We start from the raw sequence: 21,999 nt of genomic DNA on the forward strand, positions 1-21,999 counted from the left end.
TTACTCCCTCGCGCGGCGGACAACCGCTCCCAGGTCGGTCAGCTTGCGGTCGATGTTCTCATATCCGCGGTCGAGATGATAAATGCGGAGAATTTCCGTCTTCCCCCTGGCCGCGAGGCCAGCGATCACCAGCGCTGCCGAAGCGCGCAGATCCGACGCCATGACCGGGGCGCCGTAAAGTGTCTTTCCCCCCTCGACAATGGCGCTGCCGCCCTCTCGGCGGATCTGGGCGCCCATGCGGTTGAGTTCCGCGATGTGCATGAAACGGTCAGGGAACACCTTGTCGGTGATGACGCTCACGCCGGGCACCGTGGCCATCAGAGCCATGTATTGGGCCTGAAGGTCCGTCGGAAACCCGGGATGAGGATAGGTCGTGACGCTCACGGGTTTCAAATTCTTGCGGGGCTTCACGCGGATCAAATTCCCGTCCTTCTTCACGTCCACGCCGACTTGCTCCAGCCGGTCGATCAGCGCCAACAGGTGCGAATAATGGGCGTTGCGCAGAACGATCTCGCTGCGCGTCGCCGCGGCCATCAGGACGAACGTGCCGGCCTCGATGCGGTCAGAGGTGATGCGGTAATCCGCGCCGCCGAGCTTGCGCACGCCGTTGATGAAAATGCGCGGGGTCCCCTGCCCCTGGATCTTGGCGCCCATGGCGCTCAAAAAATTTCCCAGGTCTTCCACTTCCGGCTCGCAGGCCGCGGACTCGATGATCGTCTCGCCATGGGCCAGGGCCGCGGCCATCATGACGTTGGCCGTTGCCAGGACCGACGAGCCGAAAACCCCACCGAGATAAACCTGCTGTCCTTTCAAGCGGTTCGCCCGGGCCGTGACATACCCCGCCTCAAAATCCGTCTTGGCGCCCAGGGTCATCAATCCCTTCATATGCAAATCCACGGGACGCACCCCGATAACACATCCCCCCGGAAGCGAAACCTTGGCCTTGCCGAGCTTCGCCAAAAGCGGCCCCAGCACGCAGAACGAACCGCGCATCGTGGACACCAGCTTGTAATCCGCGATGTAATTCAGCGGACCGCTCGGAGAAACTGTGACGCGGTCCTCATGGATCTCGACAATCTTCCCCAGGGACCTGAGAAGCTTGCACATGGTCAGGGTGTCCCGCAACTTGGGGACGCTGCGGACAACGCATTTCTGGTCGGTCAGCAGGGTCGCCGCCAGGATGGGCAGTGCCGCGTTCTTGGAGCCGCTGATCTTGACCTCGCCCTTGAGGGGACGCCCCCCTTCGATCACAAACTTTTCCATGGGTTCGTTTCTCCTTTAAGGAATTTGACCCGTTGGTGAAAGCCGCCGCGCGGCAAATATCCTGTCTGTGCCGGCGAGATCCCTGCGAAATTCAAGGCCGACGAAGCTTGCGGTTGAATGAAGCAGCCGCTCGATTTCCGGACGCTGCCCGTCTCCCATTTCCATCATCAAAAATCCGTCCAGAGCGAGCCATTCAGCGCAGGCCCCGACGATCCTGCGATAAAATCTCAAGCCGTCCGGGCCTCCGTCCAGCGCGGACACCGGCTCCTTGCGGACATCCGGCGGTAAAAACGCAATTTTCGCGGAAGGGATATAGGGCGGGTTGGAAACAACCGCGTCAAAGATTTTTCCCGATGGCGTCCATGAAAAAATGTCCGCGCAAACAAACTCGACCCGGTCCGAGACCTGATTCCGTTCAGCGTTCCGGCGCGCCACATCCAGAGCGGCCTCGGAAAAATCCAGGGCCGTGACATGACAACCGGGACACAATTTTGCCAGGCTGACGGCGATGGCGCCGGACCCGGTCCCGACATCAAGGATCTCAAGTTGGCGCGTTGTGCCAAGCAATAAAATTTTTTCTATGGCCCATTCCGCCAGATGCTCTGTCTCCGGCCGGGGGATCAGGACGCGGGAATCCACATAAAACGGGGATCCCATAAATTCGCATTCTCCCAAAAGATACTGAAGGGGCTCTCCGGCCTGCCGCCTGGCCAGGATGCCCCTGAAACGGGCCTCTTGTTCCGGTGACAGCGGCACCGGACGCGCGTAAAGGTCCACTCGGCGGCAGCCCCGGATCGATGTCAGGATCAATTCCTGTTCGGTCATGAGGCATTCACCTCGGCTTCCTGTTCCGCTTTGATCAATGCTTCGGTCAGCTCATCCATCTCGCCTTCCAGAACGTCCACAAGGCGGTGGGTCGTGAACCCGATGCGATGGTCTGTGATGCGCCTGTCGGGGAAATTGTACGTGCGGATCTTTTCACTGCGGTCCCCGGTCCCGATCTTGGCCTTGCGGTCCTTGGCGGCTTTTTCAAAATTTTCCAGACGGATCTTGTCCAGAAGGCGCGCCCTGAGGACGCGCATCGCTTTCATCTTGTTCTTGAGCTGGGAGCGTTCGTCCTGGCAGATAACCACCAGCCCGCTCGGAAGGTGCGTGATGCGCACCGCAGAATCCGTGGTGTTGACGCTCTGTCCACCGGGGCCGGACGAACGGAAAACGTCGATCTTCAAATCTTTGGGCTCGATGCTGATCTCCACTTCCTCAGGCTCGTAAAGAACGGCGACCGTGGCCGCGGAGGTGTGGATACGCCCCGACGCTTCGGTGGCCGGGACGCGCTGGACGCGGTGCGCCCCGCTTTCCCATTTGAGCCGCTGGGCCGCGCCTTTGCCGCTGATGCCGAAGACAACTTCCTTGAACCCGCCGCTCTCGCTCGCATGGCTGCTCATCAACTCCGCCTTCCAGCCCTTCTTCTCGGCATAACGCGCGTACATGCGGTAAAGGTCCGCGGCAAAAAGGCTGGCCTCCTGCCCTCCGGTGCCGGCGCGGACCTCAATGATCAGGTCCTTGTCCTTCTCTTCCCGTTTGGGGTTGGCCAGCTCTTCAAGTTTTTTCTCGAGCTCAATTTTCTGGCGGCCACAGTCCGCGAGCTCCGCCCTGGCCAAATCCTCAAAGTCGGCGTCGTGCTTCTCCTGAAGCAGGCGGCCCAACTCTTCGATTTGCCCCAGATTCTGGCGGTAAGCGTTCAAGGTCTCCACGAACGGACTGAGCTCGGAATATTCCTTGGCCAGCTTGGGATACTGGTTCTGGTCCCCGACGATCTTGGGGTCGCCCAGCAGCGCCTCCAACTCCCGGTAACGGGCCTCGATTTTTTTAAACTTTTCAGAGATCATGGCGTTTCCGATAGAGAAAGAAACAATCCACGGAGACAAGGCATAACGATGTCCTCCCGTGGATCGCCCCTTTCGCGCCCGTTAAGGGATTACTTCTTGTATCTCTGCTTGAACTTCTCGATACGCCCGGCGGAGTCCACATACTTTTTCTCACCGGTGAAGAACGGATGGCAATTCGAGCAGATCTCGACGCGGATGTTCTTCTTGGTGGACTTGGTGTGGATCACCGAACCGCAGGCGCAGGTGATCGTGGTTTCTTCGTAAACAGGATGAATGTCCGACTTCATTTCGTGCTCCTCCTTACTTGTTCATGTTATCCAGAAACTCTTTGTTGGTTTTGTACTTGGCGATTTTGTCAATCAACAGCTCCATGGCCTCGGCCGCGTTAAGGTCGTTGATGGCCTTGCGCAGGAGCCAGACCCGCTGAAGCTCTTCCTGGGTGATCAGGAGCTCTTCGTGGCGGGTGTTCGAGCGCTTGATGTCGATGGCCGGGTAGATGCGCCGCTGGAAAAGGTTGCGGTCCATCTGCAATTCCATGTTGCCGGTCCCCTTGAACTCCTCGAAGATGACTTCGTCCATGCGGCTGCCGGTGTCCACCAGGGCGGTGGCCAGGATGGTCAAGCTTCCGCCTTCCTCGATGGCGCGGGCCGCGCCGAAAAACCGCTTCGGCTTATGGAGCGCGTTGGAATCCACGCCGCCGGAGAGGATCTTCCCACTGTGCGGGACAACCGTGTTGTACGCGCGGGCCAGACGGGTGATGCTGTCCAGCAGGATCACGACGTCGCGCTTGTGTTCGACCAGGCGCTTCGCTTTTTCCAGCACGATCTCGGCGATCTGCACGTGGCGCTCCGCCGGTTCGTCGAAGGTCGAGGCGATGACCTCGCCCTTGACGCTGCGCTGCATGTCCGTGACTTCTTCCGGGCGTTCGTCGATCAGAAGGACGATCAGATAAACGTCCGGGTTGCTCACGGTGATCGCGTTGGCGATTTTTTGCAACAGGACCGTTTTCCCGCTGTACGGCGGGGCGACGATCAGGCCGCGCTGCCCCTTGCCGATCGGCGTCAACAGGTCCATGATCCGGGTCGAAACCTCCTGCTGGGTCGTCTCCAAAACAAGCCGCCTGTTGGGATACAGCGGCGTGAGGTTGTCGAACAGGATCTTGTCTTTGCATTTCTCCGGGTTCTCATAGTTCACGGCTTCGACCTTGAGAAGGGCAAAATATTTTTCCCCTTCCTTGGGGGGCCGGATGTGGCCGCTCACATTGTCGCCCGTCTTGAGATCGAACCGGCGGATCTGCGACGGCGACACGTAGATGTCGTCCGGACAGGGCAGATAATTATAATTTGAACTGCGCAGGAACCCGAAGCCCTCGGAAAGGATCTCCAGGGTCCCCTCGCCGAACATCAGCCCCTCCTTCTCCGCCTGGCGCTGGAGGATCTTGAAGATCAGGTCCTGCTTCTTGATCCCGCTCACGCCGTTGACGTCCATGTCCCTGGCGACCTTCGAAAGCTCGGACATCTTCATGTCCTTGAGCTTGGTGATGTCCAGCTGGCTCTGGCCGGGCTTCACTTCGATCTTTTCTTCCTGTTCGGTTTTCCTGTCCGCCTTGTCCGATGATTCGATCTTTTTATCGGGCTTTTCCGCGGCCCTGGAGGGAGCTCTTTCCATATCCGTGTTCTCCTCGGTGGTTCCGTTGGTTTTCCTGGTTTCCCTGCTTGAAATTCTCGTCATACTGCTCGACCTCGTTAAATGTTATCGTGCGTTAACCTGCGTTGAACTTCGCCCCAAATTCCTATATATGATCTTATCCCAAACGCGCTGGACCTGCCTTTGGGTCTCTACCAGGGATCGGCCGTTGCGAATGACAATGTCCGCCATCGCGGCCTTGCGCCGGAGAGGCATCTGCTCCGACATCCGCCGCAGGACATCTGCGCGGGACATCCCCAGTCTTTTCTTCGTTCGATCGACCTGCTGCTTCTTGGACGCGGTCACCGTGACGGTGTAATCCGCCAGGCGGTCCATTCCGGACTCAAACAACAGCGGCACATCCAGCGCCGCGACTTTCACCCGCCCGCCCCGTTTCCAGCGGGACAATTGTTCCCGGGCGGTTTTCATCACCAGGGGATGAACGATCCGCGTCAAATCGTCCAACGCCCCGGTATCGGAAAAAACCACCGCCGCGATTTTCCTGCGGTCAATCGTCCGGCCGGAGAGGATCCCCGGACCGAACCTCTTGATGATCCGCGCCCGGCAGGCCCGGTCACGCATCATCAGGCCGTGGACGATCCGGTCGGCGTCAAGGATCTTCGCGCCCCGGCGGGCGAACATCGCCGCCACCGTGGACTTTCCCGAACCGATTCCTCCCGTAATGCCGAAAACAAGCATGTTCATCGCGTCTCGGACGCCAGGCGCCGGGTATACAGATCCATGTACTGACGGGCTGAGTCGTCCCAGGTGAAATGACAATCAAAGGCCTTTTTGACCAGGCCGGCGAACACCGTCTTCCGGTGATAAATCTTCACCGCTTCGCGGACCGCGTGCAAAAAATCCTTGAGCGAATAATCCTGAAACACAAACCCGTTTCCCCCCTGGTCATACGGCCGGATCGTGTCCACCAGGCCGCCGGTGTGGTGCACCAGCGGGATCGTCCCGTATTTCAAGCTGATCATCTGGCTCAACCCGCAGGGTTCGTACACCGACGGCATCAGGAAAATGTCGCTGCCGGCATAAACCTGGTGGGCCAGATTTTCGTCAAAAATGATGTGCAGGGCGAACTTGTCCGGGAACCGGTGCTGAAGGGCCCGCAGCATGGCATGATACTTCCCTTCCCCCAGCCCCTTGACCACAAGCTGCAGGTCCATGGACATCAAATCCTGCATCGCGTCATAAATCAGGTCAATCCCCTTCTGGTGCGACAACCGGCCCACAAATCCCAGCAACGGCACGTCGTCCAGGACCGGAAGCTGGGACAGCTCCTGGAGCTTTCGCTTGTTTTTAATCTTGCCGCCCGGATCGTCGCGCGTGAACCGCTCGGCGATTAAAGGGTCCGTGGCCGGGTCCCAGGTCTCCGCGTCAATGCCGTTCAAAATGCCGGCCACCTCGTCCTTGCGCGTCCGCAGGACGCCGTGCAGGCCGCATCCCAGACGCTCACCCAGGATATCCTTGGCGTAAGTGTTGCTGACCGTGGTCACGCTGTCGCTGAAAACAATGCCCGCTTTCAAAAAATTGATCTGGTCATAGAACTCGAACCCTTCGGAATTGAAAAGCTTCTCTTCCAGCCCCAGGAGGGGATAACGCTCTTTAGGAAAAACACCCTGATAGGCCAGATTGTGGATCGTCAGCACGGATTTGACCCCGGCAAAGAACGGGTCCTTGGCGTGCAAAAATTTCAAATACGCGGGGACCAGGGCCGTCTGCCAGTCGTGGCAATGCGCGATGTCGATCTTGAGATTGAGCTGTTTCAGGACCTCAAGGGATTTGGCGCAAAAAAACTGATACCGCTCCAAATTGTCGGGATAATCTCCCTCACTGTTTCCGTAAAGTCCGGCCCGGTCAAAATATTTTTCATTTTCGATGAAATAGACCTGGACGTTGTCCCCGATCACGGTCGTCCAGACCGAGCTGTTCAGCCTCTTGAGCTGAAATTTGGACGGGACAATGCACTGGTACCGGGGCAGGAACACAACCATCTCCGCGCCCAGTTTCTCGAGCGCCAGCGGCAGGGACCCGCAGACATCGGCGAGTCCGCCGGTCTTGGCGAACGGAACGACTTCAGATGAAAAAAATGCGATTCTCATAGAACCCTGCACATTCATTTAAAAATCATCGTTTCCCGCGGGACGGCGCTGAAGCCGCGATCTCTTCGGCCTCGAGCCAGTTGGGGCCCCGCTTCACGGCGACCTTGACCGGCACGGTCAGCTCCAGGGCCTGCTCCATGTTCACCCGGATCAGCTCCACAAGGTCCGCTGTTTCGCTGCTCAACGCGTCAAACACAAGCTCGTCATGGACCGTGATCATCATTTCCGACTCCAGCTTCCGCTCGCGCAAGGCCCGGTCAACACGGATCATGGCCAGCTTCATCAGGTCCGCCGCCGATCCCTGCACCGGCGTGTTAATCGCCTGGCGCTGGGCGAACTGCCGGACCGCCTGGTTAGGGCTCTGGATTTCCGGGATATATCTCCGCCGGTTCAGCAAGGTCACGACATAGCCGTCTTTTTCGCAGCGTTTGACCGAATCATCCATAAATTTCTTCACGCCCGGATAACGCAAAAAATACCGGTCAATGAAATCCTGCGCCTGGTCCTGCGGAACGTCCAAATCCTTGGCCAGGCCGAACGCGCTCATGCCGTAAATGATCCCGAAATTCACGCGTTTGGCGGCGTTGCGCATCTCCGGCGTCACGTTCTCTTCCGCCACATCAAACATCAGGGCAGAGGTGAACCGGTGGATGTCCCTGTCCTCAAAAAAAGCCTGCCGCAGATTTTCGTCCCCCGACAGGTGCGCCAGGATCCGCAGTTCAATCTGCGAATAGTCAGCAGCCACGATCTCGTGCCGGTCGTCCGACGGGATGAACGCCCGCCGGATATCCCTCCCCAGTTCTGTCCTGATGGGGATGTTCTGCAGGTTGGGGTCATGCGAGCTCAACCGGCCCGTTTCCGTCCCGGTCTGATCAAAGGTGGCGTGCACCCGCCCGGTCCGGGGATTCACGAGCTGCGGGAGAGCGTCAATATACGTCGATTTGAGCTTGGCCAGCTGGCGGTATTCCAAAATGGCCCCGGGCAACGCATGATTACCGGCCAACTTGGTCAGCACGCCCTCGTCCGTCGAAAACCCGGTCTTGGTTTTCTTCACGGCCGGCAGCTTCAACTTTTCAAAAAGAATATGGCCAAGCTGTTTCGGGGAGTTAAGGTTGAACTCCTCCCCCGCCATGTCATAGATCCGCCGCTCCAGGCCATCGATCTTCTTGCCGGTTTCACGGGACAGATCGGCGAGAAGACCGCCGTTCAGACGGACACCGACGCCTTCCATGTGCGAAAGAACAAATGTCAGCGGAATTTCAATATCCGCGAATAACTTCAACAAATCTTTGGCATTGAGCTGCTCACGCAGGGGGCCCAGCAAACGTTCCATGTACCCGGCCTTCTGCGCCGCGCCGGCCGTTGCCGGCACCACGATCTTCAAGTATTCCCACGCCAGGGATGAGATGTCCGGCGCGGACTTTCCGGGAGACACCAGATACCCTGCGAGCATCACGTCGAACACCTCCCCGTCCCAGGAACATCCCAGCCGCTTTAGAATCTTCAGCCCGTCTTTGAGGTTGTGCGTGATCTTGAGAATATTTTTGTCCGCGAAAACGGCCTTCAGGCCCTTGATCTGTTCCGGGGAGACACTGAAAACCTTCTCTCCTCCGGCAGCGATCGCGCAATCGACAACGCCTTCCGACTCCTCGCAAATAAAACCAAATCTCTTGGCCCGGACGATCTCGCCGGCCAACGCCTTGACGTCCGTAAGCGGCTCAAGGACCGGCCCGCCGGCTTCTTCCGGGGGCTCCAGATGCCGCGCGGCATCATCGGCGAAACGCTTGAATTCCAATTCACTGAACAGGGCAAACAGACGCTGGTAATCCGGCTCGCGGACCTTCAGGTCCTCCGGATTTAATTCGAGGGGAACGCGTTCCTCCAGCTGGGCCAAACGGCGGCAGAGGAACGCCTGCTCTTTTTGTGTCTCCAGCTTCTGCCGGACCGATGCCGACTTGATGCCGTTTAAATTTTCAAAGATCTGTTCCAGATGACCGTGCCGCGAAATCAAATCCCTGGCCGTCACCCCGCCGATCCCGGACACGCCCGGGATATTGTCCACCGAATCCCCGGCAAGGCCGATATAATCGCCGATGTATTCCGGGCCCACGCCGATCAGTTCCTGAACGTCCGCCGGTCCGATCAGACGCTCCTTGCGCGAATTGTAAATGGCCACACCGTCATCAACCAGCTGAAACATGTCCTTATCATCGCTCACGATAACGACATCCATCTCGTCCCTGCGCCGGGAGCGGGCCACGGTGGCGATGATATCGTCTGCCTCAAAACCGTCGGCCTCAAGCACCGGCAGCCGGTACGCCGCCACCACATCCTTGATCAGTCCGATCTGGCTGATCAGCTCATCAGGCATCTTGGGCCGCTGAATCTTGTAATCGGCATACAAGGCCTGACGCTGGGTTTTCCCCTTGGAGTCAAAACAAACCGCCATGCATTCCGGCTTGTGTTCCCTGAGGATCTTATTCAGCGTGTTGATGAAGCCGTAAACCGCATTGGTCGCCTGGCCCTTGCTTGTGGACAGCCCCTTGATGGCAAAAAACGAACGGTAACAGAGCGCATGGGCGTCAATCAGGAATAACTTAGGCACAGACATCAATCAATGGTTTCCTTGGGGCTCACGATGCATCGGAGTGGCGCTTATTGCGCACAATACAGGGACCGCAGGCTTTCAGCCTGTTGGCTCACCATCGGGACGCGTCCGCGGGATTTATCAAAAGATTCATGGGTCAGGGAAATCGGCGAGGATACCTTGGAACTCTTTCCTGGCAGACTCAGCATCACCCGTTTCAAGCTGGCTGACAGCTTTGTCAGCGCGGCGGCGGATGTGTTCCGCCCGTTTGCCGCGCGCGGCTTCTTTGCGGAGTTCGAGAATTTTCGGGTTCCCCGGTGTCAGGGCCAGGGCGCGGTCAAATTCCACGAGGGCTTCCCCGAACTTCTTTTCCGTTAACAGCAACTGTCCGTTCTGAAAATGCTTGTCGGCCCGGATCACCTGCAGGACAAACTCCTGCCGCGCTTTTTCAACCATCTCCTGGTGGAGCTCCCGGGATTCGCGCTCGATCTTTTCCCTCTTGAGCTGGGGGTTCATCCGGTAAAAATCTTCCTCGATCCTGGCGACCCAGGGGTCGTCCGGCGGAGCCTTTTCGAGGCGTTTCCGGAAGAATTCCGCGGCCCGCGTGTCGTCCCCCTGCTCCTGATACAAATATGCCAAATTGGTGTACGGGGGAAGATAATCGGGATTGGACCGAACGGCTTCCATGTAATATTCTTCGGCCTTGTCCTGGAGCCCAAGCTGGTCATAGACAACCGCCATGTCGTTGTAGATCACGGCGTTCTTGAGCCCTAACGTGACGGCCTTGGAGTAAAACGATAACGCTTGACCGAAATTGCCCTTTTGCTGCGCCTGATAGCCCTTCACATGATATTCTTCGGCTGTTTGGTCAAGAGGTTCCGCAGAAGATTGCGATGGAAAAGCAATAACGAAAACGGATATGGATAAAAGCGCGGTAAAAAAGTGGCAAGCGAACGCTAACTGCTTATGGCGTATAGGATAATATAGTTTTTGCGTCTTGGCAAGAAAAATATTATCAGCCCTCCCCGGCCGTTGCAGGCCCCAAATCATCAGCAGAGGCCGGCAGCGCCGGCTCCGTGGGGACCTCCGGATGTCCGGCAGGCATCTCTGCCTCCCGGGCGATTTTAAAAAACGCTGGATCAAGGCCGCTCAGACCTGTCCCGTTCTCGATGATCTCCTGCCACGCCTTCTGTTCCGCGGCAGCGTTGACAAGGACACATCCGACCACTCGATTCCCTTCAACCCAGATCCTGCGGAAAACGTCTCCAGACTTGTCCTCAAAGATCTGCGCCGTCCCATCCGCCACGCGCCCTATCAAACCCAAAGAAATTCCCTCCGCTTGCAGAGAAACAAACGGTACTGTTTTTTCCGGCTGGGTCGCCTGACCGGAGATGGACAGGGCGAGGTTGCCTCCCTGCCCTTCCAAAAGGTCGCGGCTGTTGTCACACCCGGTCCCCCATGACGTTCCCACGCATCCGGCCTGATCCACGGCAAAAATACCGGACATGTTCGTCCGGCCCTGCTCATCAACGGTGACCTGCCCGTTGACCGCCAGCTCCGTGTCCGCGAACAACCGAAAATCCGGCCCGGCGTCGGGAAAAATGACCATTTCCGCGGCGATGACCTTGCCGGTTTTCAGGCGGACGGCTTTGGCATCGCTGTCTCCCAATACTTCCGAAATGGCCGTCCCGCTGATCACGCGCAGCCCCTGCCGTTCCAGCGCGTCCAGGAAGGCGGCCGAAATTTCCGCAGGCAGCCAGTCGGGAAAAATCCGGTCCTCCGGGATAATCCACATGGCTTCCTTCTTGCGTTTCAAAATCGCAAGGGACAATTTCAATCCCCAAAAGGTGCCGGACGGAACCGCGGCGGCTTCAATGAACGGGACCGCCTTCACGATGTCCTGAATTTCTTTAAACAGCCGGCAGCCGAAGACGCCGGTCTTGTTCGCGCCTTTGACCGGCGGCAATTTGGTGGCTTCCGTGTCCGCGATCACCAGATTCTCAAAATCCAGGGATTCGCGATCTTCAAAAAAAATCTTTTTGCGTTTGAGGTTGATCCGGGTGACTTTTTGGTTCAGCACGGTCTCAATGCCCAGCCGGGCCAGGTCACCGGAGGAGGAAGAGAACAGCTGTTTCTCCGTCAGATCCCCGGCCAAAAAATCAGGGAACATCCCCCGGAGATACGGCCAGGCGCTGTCCGAAGAAATGAGGAACACCGGGTCCTGCCGTCCGCTTGCACGCAGGGTCTCAATGGTTTTGATCGCAGCCGGAGACTGGCCTAAAACAACGATTTTTCCCATAATTGGAGTTTGTACGCTTCGATGCCGTTCCGCATCAGCATGACAACCGTGACCGGCCCCACGCCTCCGGGGACCGGGGTGATAAAAGAGGCCTTCTGTTTTGCCGCTTCAAATTCAACATCGCCGACAATTCTGTTTCCCACCTGGTTGATCCCCACGTCAATCACGATCGCCCCGGGCTTGATCCAGTCTCCCTTTACCACGCCGGGCTTGCCCACGGCCACAACAAGGATGTCGGCCTGGCCGACGTGGTGCGGCAAACGTCCGGCCTCGGCCGTGGCGACATGACAAACCGTGGTCGTGACATATTCCCTAAGAAGAAGCAGGGACAAGGGCTTGCCCACGATCTCGCTCGCGCCCACCACCACAGCGTCTTTGCCGCGCAAAGGAACGCCCGTTGACCGGATGTGCTCCATCACCGCCGCGGGGGTGCAGGGGATCATCTTTGTGCTCCCCAGCAGCATCTTCCCGACGTTGGTTACGTTGATCCCTTCCAGATCTTTGGCTGTCTCGATGCCGTTGGCCACGGCCCGGTAATCGATCTGCTGCGGCACGGGCTTATGGATCATGATGCCGTGCACCGAAGCGTCCCGGTTCAACTGGCGCACATGCTCCAGCAGGTCCCGCTGGTCCACGTCCTCCGGCAGGCTCGAAAGCTCGTACTGTATCCCGACGGCCTCGGCCACGCGTTTTTGCGAGTTGGCGTAGGCGCAGGACCCGGGGTCCCGCCCGATCATCACGTTGATCAGCCGGGGAACGGCGCCGGTGGACTCCTTGAGGGTCAGCACCTCCTGCCTGAGCTCTTCACGGAGACGGCCGGCCAAAAGTTTGCCATCAAGGATTTGCGCTGACATTCGGCTCTGCCTTACTGCTGGTTGACCTTGACGTTGATCATAGCGGATTTGAATGCGGCGGACAACAACTCGACGGCGACCTCGACGTCGCTCAAAAGATGGGGATTCCCGTATCGCACCAAATCCGGTGTTAAGTCCATCGCCTGGTAACACAGGCGGCACACGTCCAGGGGGACCTCTCCGGCCTGTTTGAGCGCGGCCCTGCGGACCGCCGGAGAAGATTTTCGCGTCCTGACAACTTTCAAATACGCCTGGGCATCCCGGTCCACATCTTCCATCAGGCGCTTCCGGATCTTTTCACTTCGAGCCAGGACCCTGCGGATCTTTCGCTCAACCGCCGCCGAGGGGCTTCGGCCCTTCGAATAGTTGGCCGACATGGAGATCAACGCCGTGCCCACGGCCGCCGTCAGGGCCGCCGCGGAACCGCCGCCGGGGATCGGGGCCTTCTGCGACAAAACGTCCAGATACTTCTGGACCGTGTGGTTTTTGAATTTTTTCATGAAGATCCTTTAGGAAGAAGGATAGTCCCGTCGGGAATGAGGAATTGATGGTCCGGGAAAAATTCGTCAGTTAACGATTTTATGATAACGTAAACAGGGGGGTTTTTCAATAACTTCTCTGGATTTTCTCGGCCCAAAATTCAGGACGGGTCCACCTGGAACGCGTTGCGGAACAATTCGATACGGCACCCCCCGTCCGGGGACTTCCGCAGGGACACCACGTCAAAACGCGCCCTGCGCCCGTGAAGATTCTCGGCTTTCAAATAGGCCTCGGCCGCCAGCCGGAGCCGCCGCCGCTTGTGAAAAGTCACGGTCTCCGCCGGCGTGCCGAACGCATCCGACCCGCGCAGCCTCACTTCGACAAAACAGATGACCCCCCGCTCCTCGGCCACAACGTCGATCTCGCCGAAGGGAACGCGGAAATTCCTCGTCCGGATGCGGTACCCCTGGCGCTTGAGGTGCTCAACCGCCGCATCCTCTCCCTGAAGGCCTTGCTCTCGTGAATTATAGATTGTTGACATCAGGCAAACTGAAAAGACCGTCGATGGATCAGGGACAGACCGTGCTGCTTGATGGCCGCCCGGTGCTTCAGGGTGGGGTATCCTTTGTGAAGCGCGAAACCATATTGGGGAAAAATCCTGTCATACGCCTGCAGAACCCTGTCCCGGTAAACCTTGGCCACAATGGAGGCGCAGGCAATAGACATGCTCAAGCTGTCGCCCTTCACAATTGTCTGGTACGCGTAGGGCAATTCCGAGCGAAACAGGTTCCCATCCACCAGCAGTAAGACGTTCCCGGGATCGCCCGCAATAGGTCGTGAATCTTCCGGTAAGCGGGCGGTCAGCTGATTGACGGCATTGGCCATCGCGAAAAACGTGGCCTGGAGAATATTGAGACGGTCAATGACCGTTTCGCTGATGACGCCGATCCCCACGTCGGCTTTTTCCCAGATCTCCCCGCAGGCGCGCTCGCGCTGGGCCGGGGTCAGGGATTTGGAATCGCCGATCTTGCTGGAAAAATGCGTCGTCCGGAGAGAGACGGCCGCGGCCACCACCGGACCGGCCAGAGGACCTCGGCCGGCTTCGTCAATACCGATCACAAGACGGAAACCTTTTTTCCTTGCCTTGTTTTCGTAAGACAACATGCGGTGACGGACACCTTGGATGAAAACAGCCGGATTGCAGGAGAATTACGAAGCCGCGGGAGCAGGCGTCTTTTCGACTTCTTGGCGCACGAGCCGGGCGCTTTTGCCCGATCTCTGCCGCAGATAATACAGGCGGCTGCGATTGGTCTTGCCTTTGCTGACGACCTGGATGCTCTCAATGAGAGGGGAATGGGCCGGGAATGTCCTCTCCACCCCTTCGCCGAAGGAAATCTTGCGGACGGTAAAGGTCGCTCGCGCGCCCGTTCCGTTGATCCGGATCACAGTCCCTTCGAAAGGATGAAGACGGATTTTATCCGCCTCGGCCACCTTGATCTTCATCTTGACGGCGTCACCGACGGAAAATTTCGGGAGGTCGCTCCTCAAATACGCTTTTTCGATCTGCTTGATAATGGCACCGGTGTTCACGTTCAATCACCTTCCTTTTCGATAAATCGTCGTCCCGCCGAGCGGCGGGATCAAAGAACGCAACAATATTAACGCAGAAACCCTGATCTGTCAACCCGAATTTGCAGACGGAAAACTCAAGGCCGAAGCAAATCAGGGCGGGTCTTTTTCGTCCGCTCCTCGGCCTGCCGTTTGCGCCATTGCTCAATCCGACCGTGGTGGCCGGACAAAAGGACCTCCGGAACTTTACGGCCGCGGAAATCAGCGGGGCGGGTGTACTGCGGATACTCAAGCAAACCATGCTCGAACGATTCGTGCTCCAACGACTCCTCTTTGCCGAGGACCCCGGGGATCAGCCGCACAACGGCATCCACGATCACCATCGCCGGGATCTCCCCACCCGTCAGGACATAATCCCCGATCGAAATGCTCTCATCCACGATCCCCTCGCGGACACGCTCATCCACTCCTTCATAATGACCGCAAATGATGATCAAGTCCCTGGCCCTGAGAAGTTTTCTGGCCATGGCCTGGTCGAATTTTTTCCCGGCCGCGCACGTCAGGACCACCCTGGCCTTGCGCCGCCCCTTGATCTTTTTCACGGCGTCGAAGATCGGCTGAGGCGACATCACCATCCCCGGTCCCCCGCCGAACGGGCGGTCGTCCACCTTGCGATGCTTGTCCTTGGTGTAATCGCGCAGGTCGTGCAGCCGGATCGCCGCCTTTTTCTTCTCCTGGGCGCGCTTGATGATGGAAGATTGAAAAACGGGCTGAAAGATCTCAGGAAAAATGGAAATGACGTCAAACCTGCGCATAGGGCTCCTGCCGGTAATCTCTTAAAAATGCGTCGCGGAATTCCGTGAACGATCCGTCCCTTATCGCCGCGCGGATCTGCGTCATCAGATTAACATAAAAATAAACATTGTGGTAGGACAACAGCCTCAGGCCCAGGATCTCGCCGGCGTTGACCAGATGGCGGATATAGCTGCGCGTGTATTTCCTGCACACAAAACAGCCGCAGGACTCGTCCACCGGCGACATGTCGCGGGCGAATTCGGCGTTGCGCACCGTCACGCGCCCCCGACGGGTGAACGCGGTGCCGTTGCGGCCGTAACGGGTCGGGATGCAGGTGTCGAACATGTCGATGCCCTCGGACACCGCCCGCACGATCTGGTCCGGCATGCCGATGCCCATCAGATACCTCGGCCGGTCCTCCGGCAGAAGCGGCGCGATCCATTCCACGGTTTCGAACATCAGGTCCACCGGCTCGCCGACGCTCACTCCGCCGATCGCGTAGCCGTCAAATCCGATGCCCAGGATCTCTTCGCAGGACCTGTGGCGGAGGTCTTTAAAAGTCGCCCCCTGCACGATGCCGAACAAAAACTGTTTTTGTTCCTGCGCCTGGTTCGCCAGAAAATCTTCCCGGCACCGCTTGGCCCAATGGGTCGTCCGCCGCACCGATTCTTCGGCCAGATCGCGGTCGCAGGGATACGGCGCGCACTCATCCAGCGGCATGATCATGTCCGCGCCGAGCGCGCGCTCGATGCCCATGACGTCTTCGGGGGTAAAAAAATGCGTGCTGCCGTCGACGTGGGACTGGAATTCCACGCCCTCGTCCGTGACTTTGCGCAGTTTGGCCAGGCTGAACACCTGATATCCCCCGCTGTCGGTCAGGATCGGCTTGTCCCACTTCATGAACCCGTGCAGGCCGCCGTGCTGACGGATGATCTCCGTGCCGGGCCGCAGGTACAAATGATAGGTGTTGGACAGGACGATCTGCGAGCCCATCTCAACAAGTTCTTCGGCGGAAACCGCCTTGACCGTGGCATTGGTGCCCACCGGCATAAAAAACGGGGATTCGATCTTGCCGTGGGCCGTGGTCAAAATTCCCAGGCGGGCCCGGGTCCGGTCATCTTTTTTTAACAATTGAAAAAACATCTTCACCCCTTATATCTTATATGATCAGCATCGCGTCGCCGTAACTGTAAAACCGGTACTTCAATCGGATCGCTTCCTGATACGCTTTTTTCATCAGCCCCATCCCGCCGAAGGCGTACACCAGCATCAACAGCGTGCTCTCCGGCAAGTGGAAATTGGTCACCAGGGCGTCCACCCATTGAAATTCGTATCCGGGATAGATGAAAATATCCGTCGTCCCTTTACCCGTCCCGGTCCGCGCCAGGGTTTCCAGCACCCGGCAGCTCGTTGTCCCGACGGCGGTGATCTTCCTCCCGGCCTTCCGGGCCCGGGCAATCGCCGCAGCGGTCCCGCCCGGGATCGAGAATTCCTCAGCATGCATCCGGTGCCGAGTCACATCCTCAGACTCCACCATCTTGAACGTCCCGAGATTCACATGAAGAGTGACCGGCCGGATATCATGGCCCTGTCGCTTCAACTGCCGCAGAAGCTCTTGCGTGAAATGCAGCCCGGCTGTCGGGGCCGCCACCGAGCCGCGGGGACGGGCATAGACCGTCTGGTAATCCTCCCGGTCTTCCACCGAATCCGGCCGCCGGATGTAGGGCGGCAAGGGCATGTGCCCGATCGCGTCCAGGTCTTTGCGCAGGTCCCTGCGGTTAAACCGCACGATCCGTTGTTCCCTGTCAACGACCTCCGCCGTCAGGGACGAGCCTTCGAAACGGATCACGTCGTCCTGGCGGACCTTCTTGTAAGGCTTCAGCATCGCCTCCCAGCACCCGCCGGACAGCCGTTTCAGGAGAAAAATCTCGACCTTCCCGCCCGTCCGCTCCTTATGTCCCAGAAGACGCGCCGGAATCACCCGGCTGTTGTTGAGCACCAGGGGACTTTTCAAGGGCAAATACGTCCCGATGTTCTGGAATCGATCGTGGAGGAACCGCCCGGTCGCCCGTTCAACGACGAACAACCGCGCCTGGGCCCTGTCCTTCAGGGGCGTCTGGGCGATGAGCTCCGGTGGCAGATCATACGAAAATTGCTCAAGCCGCAATGACGTCGACATACCGGTCAGTATTTATCCGTGCCGCGAAACAGCGTGATCTCGGCTCCGGGATAATAATGCCGCAGAATCTCGCGGTAAGTATACCTCTGCATGGACATCCCGTAAGCGCCCCACTGGCACAAACCCACGCCATGCCCCCACCCCTGGCCGACCACGTCAAAATAATAGCCGCGCATCTGAATCTCGTACATATTGCTGCGAATGACGTTGGGGCCGAGGATCTCCCGGAAATCCTTGCCGGAAATTTTCGTCCGCTGGCCGTCCCGGGTCTCGATCTCCAGTTCCTTGATGCGCCCGCTTGCGTTGCGCCGGGACACGATGATGTCCTTGATCAACCCCAGCCGATAACCTTTTTGATTGAGCTTTTCCTGGACCGCCTTGGACTGAAAATTCTTTTTCCATGCCATGTGCGGGGAATGCCCGCAAAAGCCGCAGGCCACACCCTTCAACGGAGGAAGGTCCTGCTTCCACAATTCGCTGACATCTTCGGTGCGGCCGGCGCAGGTCGCGTGAAAATACGCAGGCACGACCTTACCTTTATAAGTCAGGATCTCGCCCTTGGTCCGGTTGACCGCGATGTTGGTCCGAAAATGCTCCGAAGTTCTCCCTCCGTAAACCTGCGAGTAAATGTCGCTGGTCATGTCGTAGTCGAATTTGGCCTTAGACTGGATCTGAAACACCGCGTAACTGCGGGCGGCCACCGCCTGGGCCATGATGGCGTCCAGGGGCCACCGGTCGGAGACCTCGTGGTACAGCACGCCTTTGATGTAATCGTCCAGGTCGATGCCGTTGACCACCAGCAGGCGCTTGTCCTTGCGGATCACATCGATGCGCCCGCGGTAACGCCGGTTTTTATCTCCCACACGGACCGTCACGTCCTTGCCCGGGATCAACCGGAGGCGTTCCAGAGGATATTCTTGCTCGCCGATCAGGATCCCGTCACCGGAGGGCGACACGGCGCTCCAGCGCAGATTTCTCCCACGGAATAAAACGACTTCGGCCGCCGGATCGACGATCTCATACGCCCCCCGGATATAGACCTCGGCCTCGGGGACGTCCTTAAGGATCAGGATCCTGACAAAACGGCGGGCGGTGAGATCCGAGACCGCCATCCCCGCCTGGAAGACCACCAGCGCGGCAATGATCAGGGCCGCCGAAATTTTACAAAAAAATCGAAGCATAGGTTTATTAACGCCGATTCCAGAGGAAGAATAGGAGACTCAGCACCAGACTGACCACAAGGCTGGTGGTCAAGGGGAAATAAAACGTAAAGTTGTCCTTCTTAAGTAAAATATCACCCGGCCATTTCCCCATCCCGGGGATCTTCCCCGCGAGAAACGCGAGCCCTCCGAGAAAGATGAGGACCAAACCGGCTGTAACCAAAATTTTCGCTATGTCGCCCATCTCTCTCCGCCGCTGGGGGCGTCGAATCCGGCCTTCAACCGCCTCGCGGCCGGTCAAAACAGGTCTTTGGGGGATTTAGACTTGGCCAACGATGTCCCGCGGATATGCCGGACGGCGGCTTCGGTGAGTTCCCGGCCGCGCGAAGTGCGTTTGAGCAGACCGATCTTCAACAGATACGGCTCGACCACATCCACAAGGGTATCCACCTCTTCATTCAGGGTTGCTGCCAAAGCATCGATCCCGACAGGCCCCCCCTTATAATTGGCGTCGATCACGCGCAAGAGGCGGCGGTCGATTTCATCCAGCCCGATCGCGTCGATCCCCAGCGTGACCATGGCCTGATCGACCACGGCTTTGCCGACCCGGCCGTCCGCGGTCTTGACCTGGGCGAAATCCCGCACGCGGCGCAGAAGCCGGTTGGCGATGCGCGGCGTGCCCCGGGCCCGGCCGGCGATCTCCCGGCAGGACTCGGCGTCGATCGCGACGTTCAGTTTGCGGGCGGAATTCTCGATGATGCAGCTCAAATCATCCGGGGAATAAAAATCCAGGTGGTGAAAGATCCCGAAACGGTCGCGCAGGGGCGAGGCCAGAAGCCCGCTGCGGGTCGTGGCCCCGATGATCGTGAACGGCTTGAGGCTGAAATTGATCGTCCGGGCATGCGGGCCTTTGTCCACCACAAAATCGATCTTGTAATTTTCCATGGCCGGGTAAAGGAATTCCTCCACGACCTTGGAAAGCCGGTGGATCTCGTCGATGAAAAGGATGTCGCCGAGCTCCAGGTTGGTCAGGATCCCGATGAGGTCCCCCGCCCGCTCGATCGCGGGGCCGGAGGTCACGGTGATGCGGGCGCCCATCTCATGGGAAATGATGTACGCCAGAGACGTCTTGCCCAGTCCGGGCGGGCCGGAAAACAGCATGTGTTCCAGGGGTTCCTGACGCTGTTTCGTGGCTTCAATGGAAACGCGCAGATTTTCGACGATGTCCTTCTGCCCGACAAACTCATCCAGCCGCGAGGGGCGCAGAGACAGCCCGATGATCTTGTCTTCCTCGGTTTCCTGATTGACGACCAAGCGGCGTCGTTCGTCCGTCATGTCACACCATCGCTTTGGGTTACTTGTCCGCCGGAGGCGGAGCGGATTTGTCGTCCGGGACAACGTTGCTGCGGTTGCGCGAGACCTGGATGTCGTCAAAAATCCTCTTCTGAAAAACGAGGATCTCTTTCAGCCGGATCAGCTCCAGAACCGCCATAAAGGTCACGATCGCCTCCAGCTTGTTGCGGGACTTCGCAAAAAGGTCCGCCAGCATCACGGACTCTCTGTCCAGGAGGACATGCAGGATGTCGTGAATCTTTTGCTCGACGGTATATTCCTCTTTATCGACCTGGTAGACCGTCTCGTCCTTAAACTTGTTCAACGCCTTGGTGAAGGCCGTGATCAGGTCGAACAGGTTCGCCTCAAAAAACACTTCCTTGGCGTCGTTACGAAGCTCCTTGGTCTTTCCCTCGTCCAGTTTCCGTCCGAACAGGTCCTGGCGAAAAAGCTCCTTCTCTTTGAGCTTCTCGGCGATCTCCTTGAACATTTTGTATTCCTGCAGGCGCCGCACCAGCTCATCGCGGGGGTCTTCCTCTTCCGGCTGCACCTCGCTGGGATCAGGCGGCAGGAGCATCTTGGACTTGATCTGCATCAGGGTCGCGGCCATGACCAGGAAATCGCCCACAACCTCCAGGTCCAGCATCTTCATGAGCTCGATATACGACAGATACTGGTCCGTGATCTTGGCGATGGGAATGTCGCAGATATCGATATCGTCCTTCTTGATCAGGTACAGAAGGAGGTCCAGGGGGCCTTCAAAAGTGTCGAGCTTGATTTTATATCCCATGGGCGAACACGGCCTCCTTGACCTCGAGCATGGTTTTCTCCGCGATGGCCGCGGCCTTTTTACGGCCCTCTTCCAGGATCTCGCGGATGCGGTCTTTCCTGGCGGCGAGGGCCTTCCGTTTGTCCTGAATGGGCTTGAGCCGCTTCATCAGGGCCCCGGCAAAAAATAATTTACAGTCCGTGCATCCTTTCTTCGCTCCCGTGCACCAGGCATGGACATCCGCCGCGTGTTCCGGGGCAAAGACCTGAAAATACGAATACACATTGCATTCGTCCGGGTGCCCGGGGTCGGCCAGCTTGATCCGCCGGGGATCGGTGAACATCTGCTTGACCTTGGCCGTAACGTCTTCCGGAGAATCGGACAGATTGATGGCGTTCTGATAACTCTTGCTCATCTTGCGACCGTCAACTCCTAAAAGCCGCGGGGTTTGCGTGAGGATGGCTTCACACTCGGGAAAAATCCGGACTTTGTAAAGGTGATGGAACCGGCGCAGGATTTCCCGCGTCAGTTCCAGGTGAGGCAGCTGGTCCTCGCCGATCGGAACGGCATTGGCTTTATAAAGCAGGATGTCGGCCGCCTGCAGGACAGGATATCCGAGGAAGGCGTACGTCTGCAGATCGCGCGTCGTGATTTCCCGGAGCTGTTCCTTGTAGGTCGGGTTGCGTTCCAGCCAGCCCAGGGGAGTGAGGCAGGACAGGATCATGGCCAGCTCCAGATGCTGGGGAACCTGCGACTGGACAAAGACAATCGACTTCTCGGGATCGATCCCGCAGGCCATCCAGTCCAGCGCCATGTCTATGATATTCTCGGAGATCCCGGAGCTGTTCTCGTATTCCCCCATCAGGGCGTGCCAGTCCACGATCCCGAAAACGCAGGCATGCGTGTCCTGCATGGGGACCCAGTTCTGGAGAGCGCCGACGAGATGCCCCAGATGGAGCTTGCCGGTCGGGCGCATCCCGCTGAATACGACTTTTTTCTTCATGCGAGGAGAATCTCGGTTATCGG

At 58.2% G+C, this 21,999-nt stretch carries 23 protein-coding genes; all 23 read right to left on the reverse strand.

The genetic code is table 11. The features are described 5' to 3' along the window. A complete protein-coding gene (gene murA, locus Q8Q08_12415) occupies window positions 1–1,263 on the reverse strand; it encodes a UDP-N-acetylglucosamine 1-carboxyvinyltransferase (protein MDP2654815.1) in 1,263 nt (420 codons plus the stop codon). 15 nt (window positions 1,264–1,278) lie between these two features. Further along, window positions 1,279–2,088: a peptide chain release factor N(5)-glutamine methyltransferase gene (prmC, locus tag Q8Q08_12420; GenBank protein ID MDP2654816.1), complete on the reverse strand. Its 810-nt coding sequence runs from the start codon at window positions 2,086–2,088 to the stop codon at window positions 1,279–1,281. Continuing rightward, window positions 2,085–3,149 carry a peptide chain release factor 1 gene (gene prfA / locus Q8Q08_12425; protein MDP2654817.1) on the reverse strand — a complete coding sequence of 355 codons (1,065 nt, stop codon included), beginning with the start codon at window positions 3,147–3,149 and terminating at the stop codon, window positions 2,085–2,087. Before prfA ends, prmC begins: the two co-directional genes overlap by 4 nt. A gap of 92 nt (window positions 3,150–3,241) precedes the next feature. Then, on the reverse strand, window positions 3,242–3,439 hold the full coding sequence (gene rpmE, locus Q8Q08_12430; GenBank protein ID MDP2654818.1) for a 50S ribosomal protein L31: 198 nt from the start codon (window positions 3,437–3,439) through the stop codon (window positions 3,242–3,244). A gap of 13 nt (window positions 3,440–3,452) precedes the next feature. Further along, entirely contained in the window at window positions 3,453–4,820 is a 1,368-nt protein-coding gene (gene rho, locus Q8Q08_12435) for a transcription termination factor Rho (GenBank protein ID MDP2654819.1), read from the reverse strand. Between the two features lie 84 nt (window positions 4,821–4,904). Next, window positions 4,905–5,543 (reverse strand): dephospho-CoA kinase, encoded by a 639-nt coding sequence (gene coaE / locus Q8Q08_12440; GenBank protein ID MDP2654820.1) that lies wholly within the window; start codon window positions 5,541–5,543, stop codon window positions 4,905–4,907. Then, window positions 5,540–6,949, reverse strand: coding sequence for a glycogen synthase GlgA (gene glgA, locus Q8Q08_12445; protein ID MDP2654821.1), 1,410 nt, complete (start codon window positions 6,947–6,949; stop codon window positions 5,540–5,542). Before glgA ends, coaE begins: the two co-directional genes overlap by 4 nt. 25 nt (window positions 6,950–6,974) lie before the next feature. Continuing rightward, window positions 6,975–9,554 carry a DNA polymerase I gene (gene polA / locus Q8Q08_12450; GenBank protein MDP2654822.1) on the reverse strand — a complete coding sequence of 860 codons (2,580 nt, stop codon included), beginning with the start codon at window positions 9,552–9,554 and terminating at the stop codon, window positions 6,975–6,977. 132 nt (window positions 9,555–9,686) lie between these two features. Further along, window positions 9,687–10,382 carry a tetratricopeptide repeat protein gene (locus tag Q8Q08_12455; protein MDP2654823.1) on the reverse strand — a complete coding sequence of 232 codons (696 nt, stop codon included), beginning with the start codon at window positions 10,380–10,382 and terminating at the stop codon, window positions 9,687–9,689. Between the two features lie 169 nt (window positions 10,383–10,551). Next, window positions 10,552–11,835 (reverse strand): FAD-dependent oxidoreductase, encoded by a 1,284-nt coding sequence (locus tag Q8Q08_12460; protein MDP2654824.1) that lies wholly within the window; start codon window positions 11,833–11,835, stop codon window positions 10,552–10,554. After that, window positions 11,814–12,689: a bifunctional 5,10-methylenetetrahydrofolate dehydrogenase/5,10-methenyltetrahydrofolate cyclohydrolase gene (locus Q8Q08_12465; GenBank protein MDP2654825.1), complete on the reverse strand. Its 876-nt coding sequence runs from the start codon at window positions 12,687–12,689 to the stop codon at window positions 11,814–11,816. The genes Q8Q08_12460 and Q8Q08_12465 overlap by 22 nt, the downstream gene beginning before the upstream one ends. A gap of 11 nt (window positions 12,690–12,700) precedes the next feature. Further along, on the reverse strand, window positions 12,701–13,189 hold the full coding sequence (locus tag Q8Q08_12470; GenBank protein ID MDP2654826.1) for a cyclodeaminase/cyclohydrolase family protein: 489 nt from the start codon (window positions 13,187–13,189) through the stop codon (window positions 12,701–12,703). A 140-nt stretch (window positions 13,190–13,329) separates the two neighbouring features. Further along, window positions 13,330–13,710, reverse strand: a complete 381-nt coding sequence (locus Q8Q08_12475; GenBank protein MDP2654827.1) for a YraN family protein — start codon at window positions 13,708–13,710, stop codon at window positions 13,330–13,332. After that, window positions 13,710–14,333: a ribonuclease HII gene (locus Q8Q08_12480; protein ID MDP2654828.1), complete on the reverse strand. Its 624-nt coding sequence runs from the start codon at window positions 14,331–14,333 to the stop codon at window positions 13,710–13,712. Before Q8Q08_12480 ends, Q8Q08_12475 begins: the two co-directional genes overlap by 1 nt. A 45-nt stretch (window positions 14,334–14,378) precedes the next feature. Then, window positions 14,379–14,765 (reverse strand): 50S ribosomal protein L19, encoded by a 387-nt coding sequence (gene rplS / locus Q8Q08_12485; protein MDP2654829.1) that lies wholly within the window; start codon window positions 14,763–14,765, stop codon window positions 14,379–14,381. Between the two features lie 110 nt (window positions 14,766–14,875). Then, window positions 14,876–15,553, reverse strand: a complete 678-nt coding sequence (gene trmD / locus Q8Q08_12490; protein MDP2654830.1) for a tRNA (guanosine(37)-N1)-methyltransferase TrmD — start codon at window positions 15,551–15,553, stop codon at window positions 14,876–14,878. Further along, window positions 15,540–16,676 carry a tRNA guanosine(34) transglycosylase Tgt gene (tgt, locus tag Q8Q08_12495; GenBank protein ID MDP2654831.1) on the reverse strand — a complete coding sequence of 379 codons (1,137 nt, stop codon included), beginning with the start codon at window positions 16,674–16,676 and terminating at the stop codon, window positions 15,540–15,542. Before tgt ends, trmD begins: the two co-directional genes overlap by 14 nt. Window positions 16,677–16,692: 16 nt before the next feature. Beyond that, window positions 16,693–17,700 carry a tRNA preQ1(34) S-adenosylmethionine ribosyltransferase-isomerase QueA gene (gene queA, locus Q8Q08_12500; protein MDP2654832.1) on the reverse strand — a complete coding sequence of 336 codons (1,008 nt, stop codon included), beginning with the start codon at window positions 17,698–17,700 and terminating at the stop codon, window positions 16,693–16,695. Between the two features lie 17 nt (window positions 17,701–17,717). After that, window positions 17,718–18,893 (reverse strand): SpoIID/LytB domain-containing protein, encoded by a 1,176-nt coding sequence (locus Q8Q08_12505; protein ID MDP2654833.1) that lies wholly within the window; start codon window positions 18,891–18,893, stop codon window positions 17,718–17,720. Window positions 18,894–18,900: 7 nt separating this feature from the next. Continuing rightward, window positions 18,901–19,116, reverse strand: a complete 216-nt coding sequence (locus Q8Q08_12510) for a DUF2905 domain-containing protein (protein MDP2654834.1) — start codon at window positions 19,114–19,116, stop codon at window positions 18,901–18,903. A 53-nt stretch (window positions 19,117–19,169) separates the two neighbouring features. Then, window positions 19,170–20,207 (reverse strand): Holliday junction branch migration DNA helicase RuvB, encoded by a 1,038-nt coding sequence (gene ruvB / locus Q8Q08_12515; protein ID MDP2654835.1) that lies wholly within the window; start codon window positions 20,205–20,207, stop codon window positions 19,170–19,172. A gap of 19 nt (window positions 20,208–20,226) precedes the next feature. Continuing rightward, window positions 20,227–20,994, reverse strand: coding sequence for a segregation/condensation protein A (locus Q8Q08_12520; protein ID MDP2654836.1), 768 nt, complete (start codon window positions 20,992–20,994; stop codon window positions 20,227–20,229). Further along, the gene (gene trpS / locus Q8Q08_12525) at window positions 20,984–21,976 is read right to left on the reverse strand and encodes a tryptophan--tRNA ligase (protein ID MDP2654837.1); all 993 of its coding nucleotides are present in this window, start codon (window positions 21,974–21,976) and stop codon (window positions 20,984–20,986) included. Before trpS ends, Q8Q08_12520 begins: the two co-directional genes overlap by 11 nt. Window positions 21,977–21,999 lie beyond the last annotated feature (23 nt).

The sequence above is a fragment of the Candidatus Omnitrophota bacterium genome, assembly GCA_030688425.1.
Taxonomy (GTDB): domain Bacteria; phylum Omnitrophota; class Gorgyraeia; order Zapsychrales; family JANLHA01; genus JAUYIB01.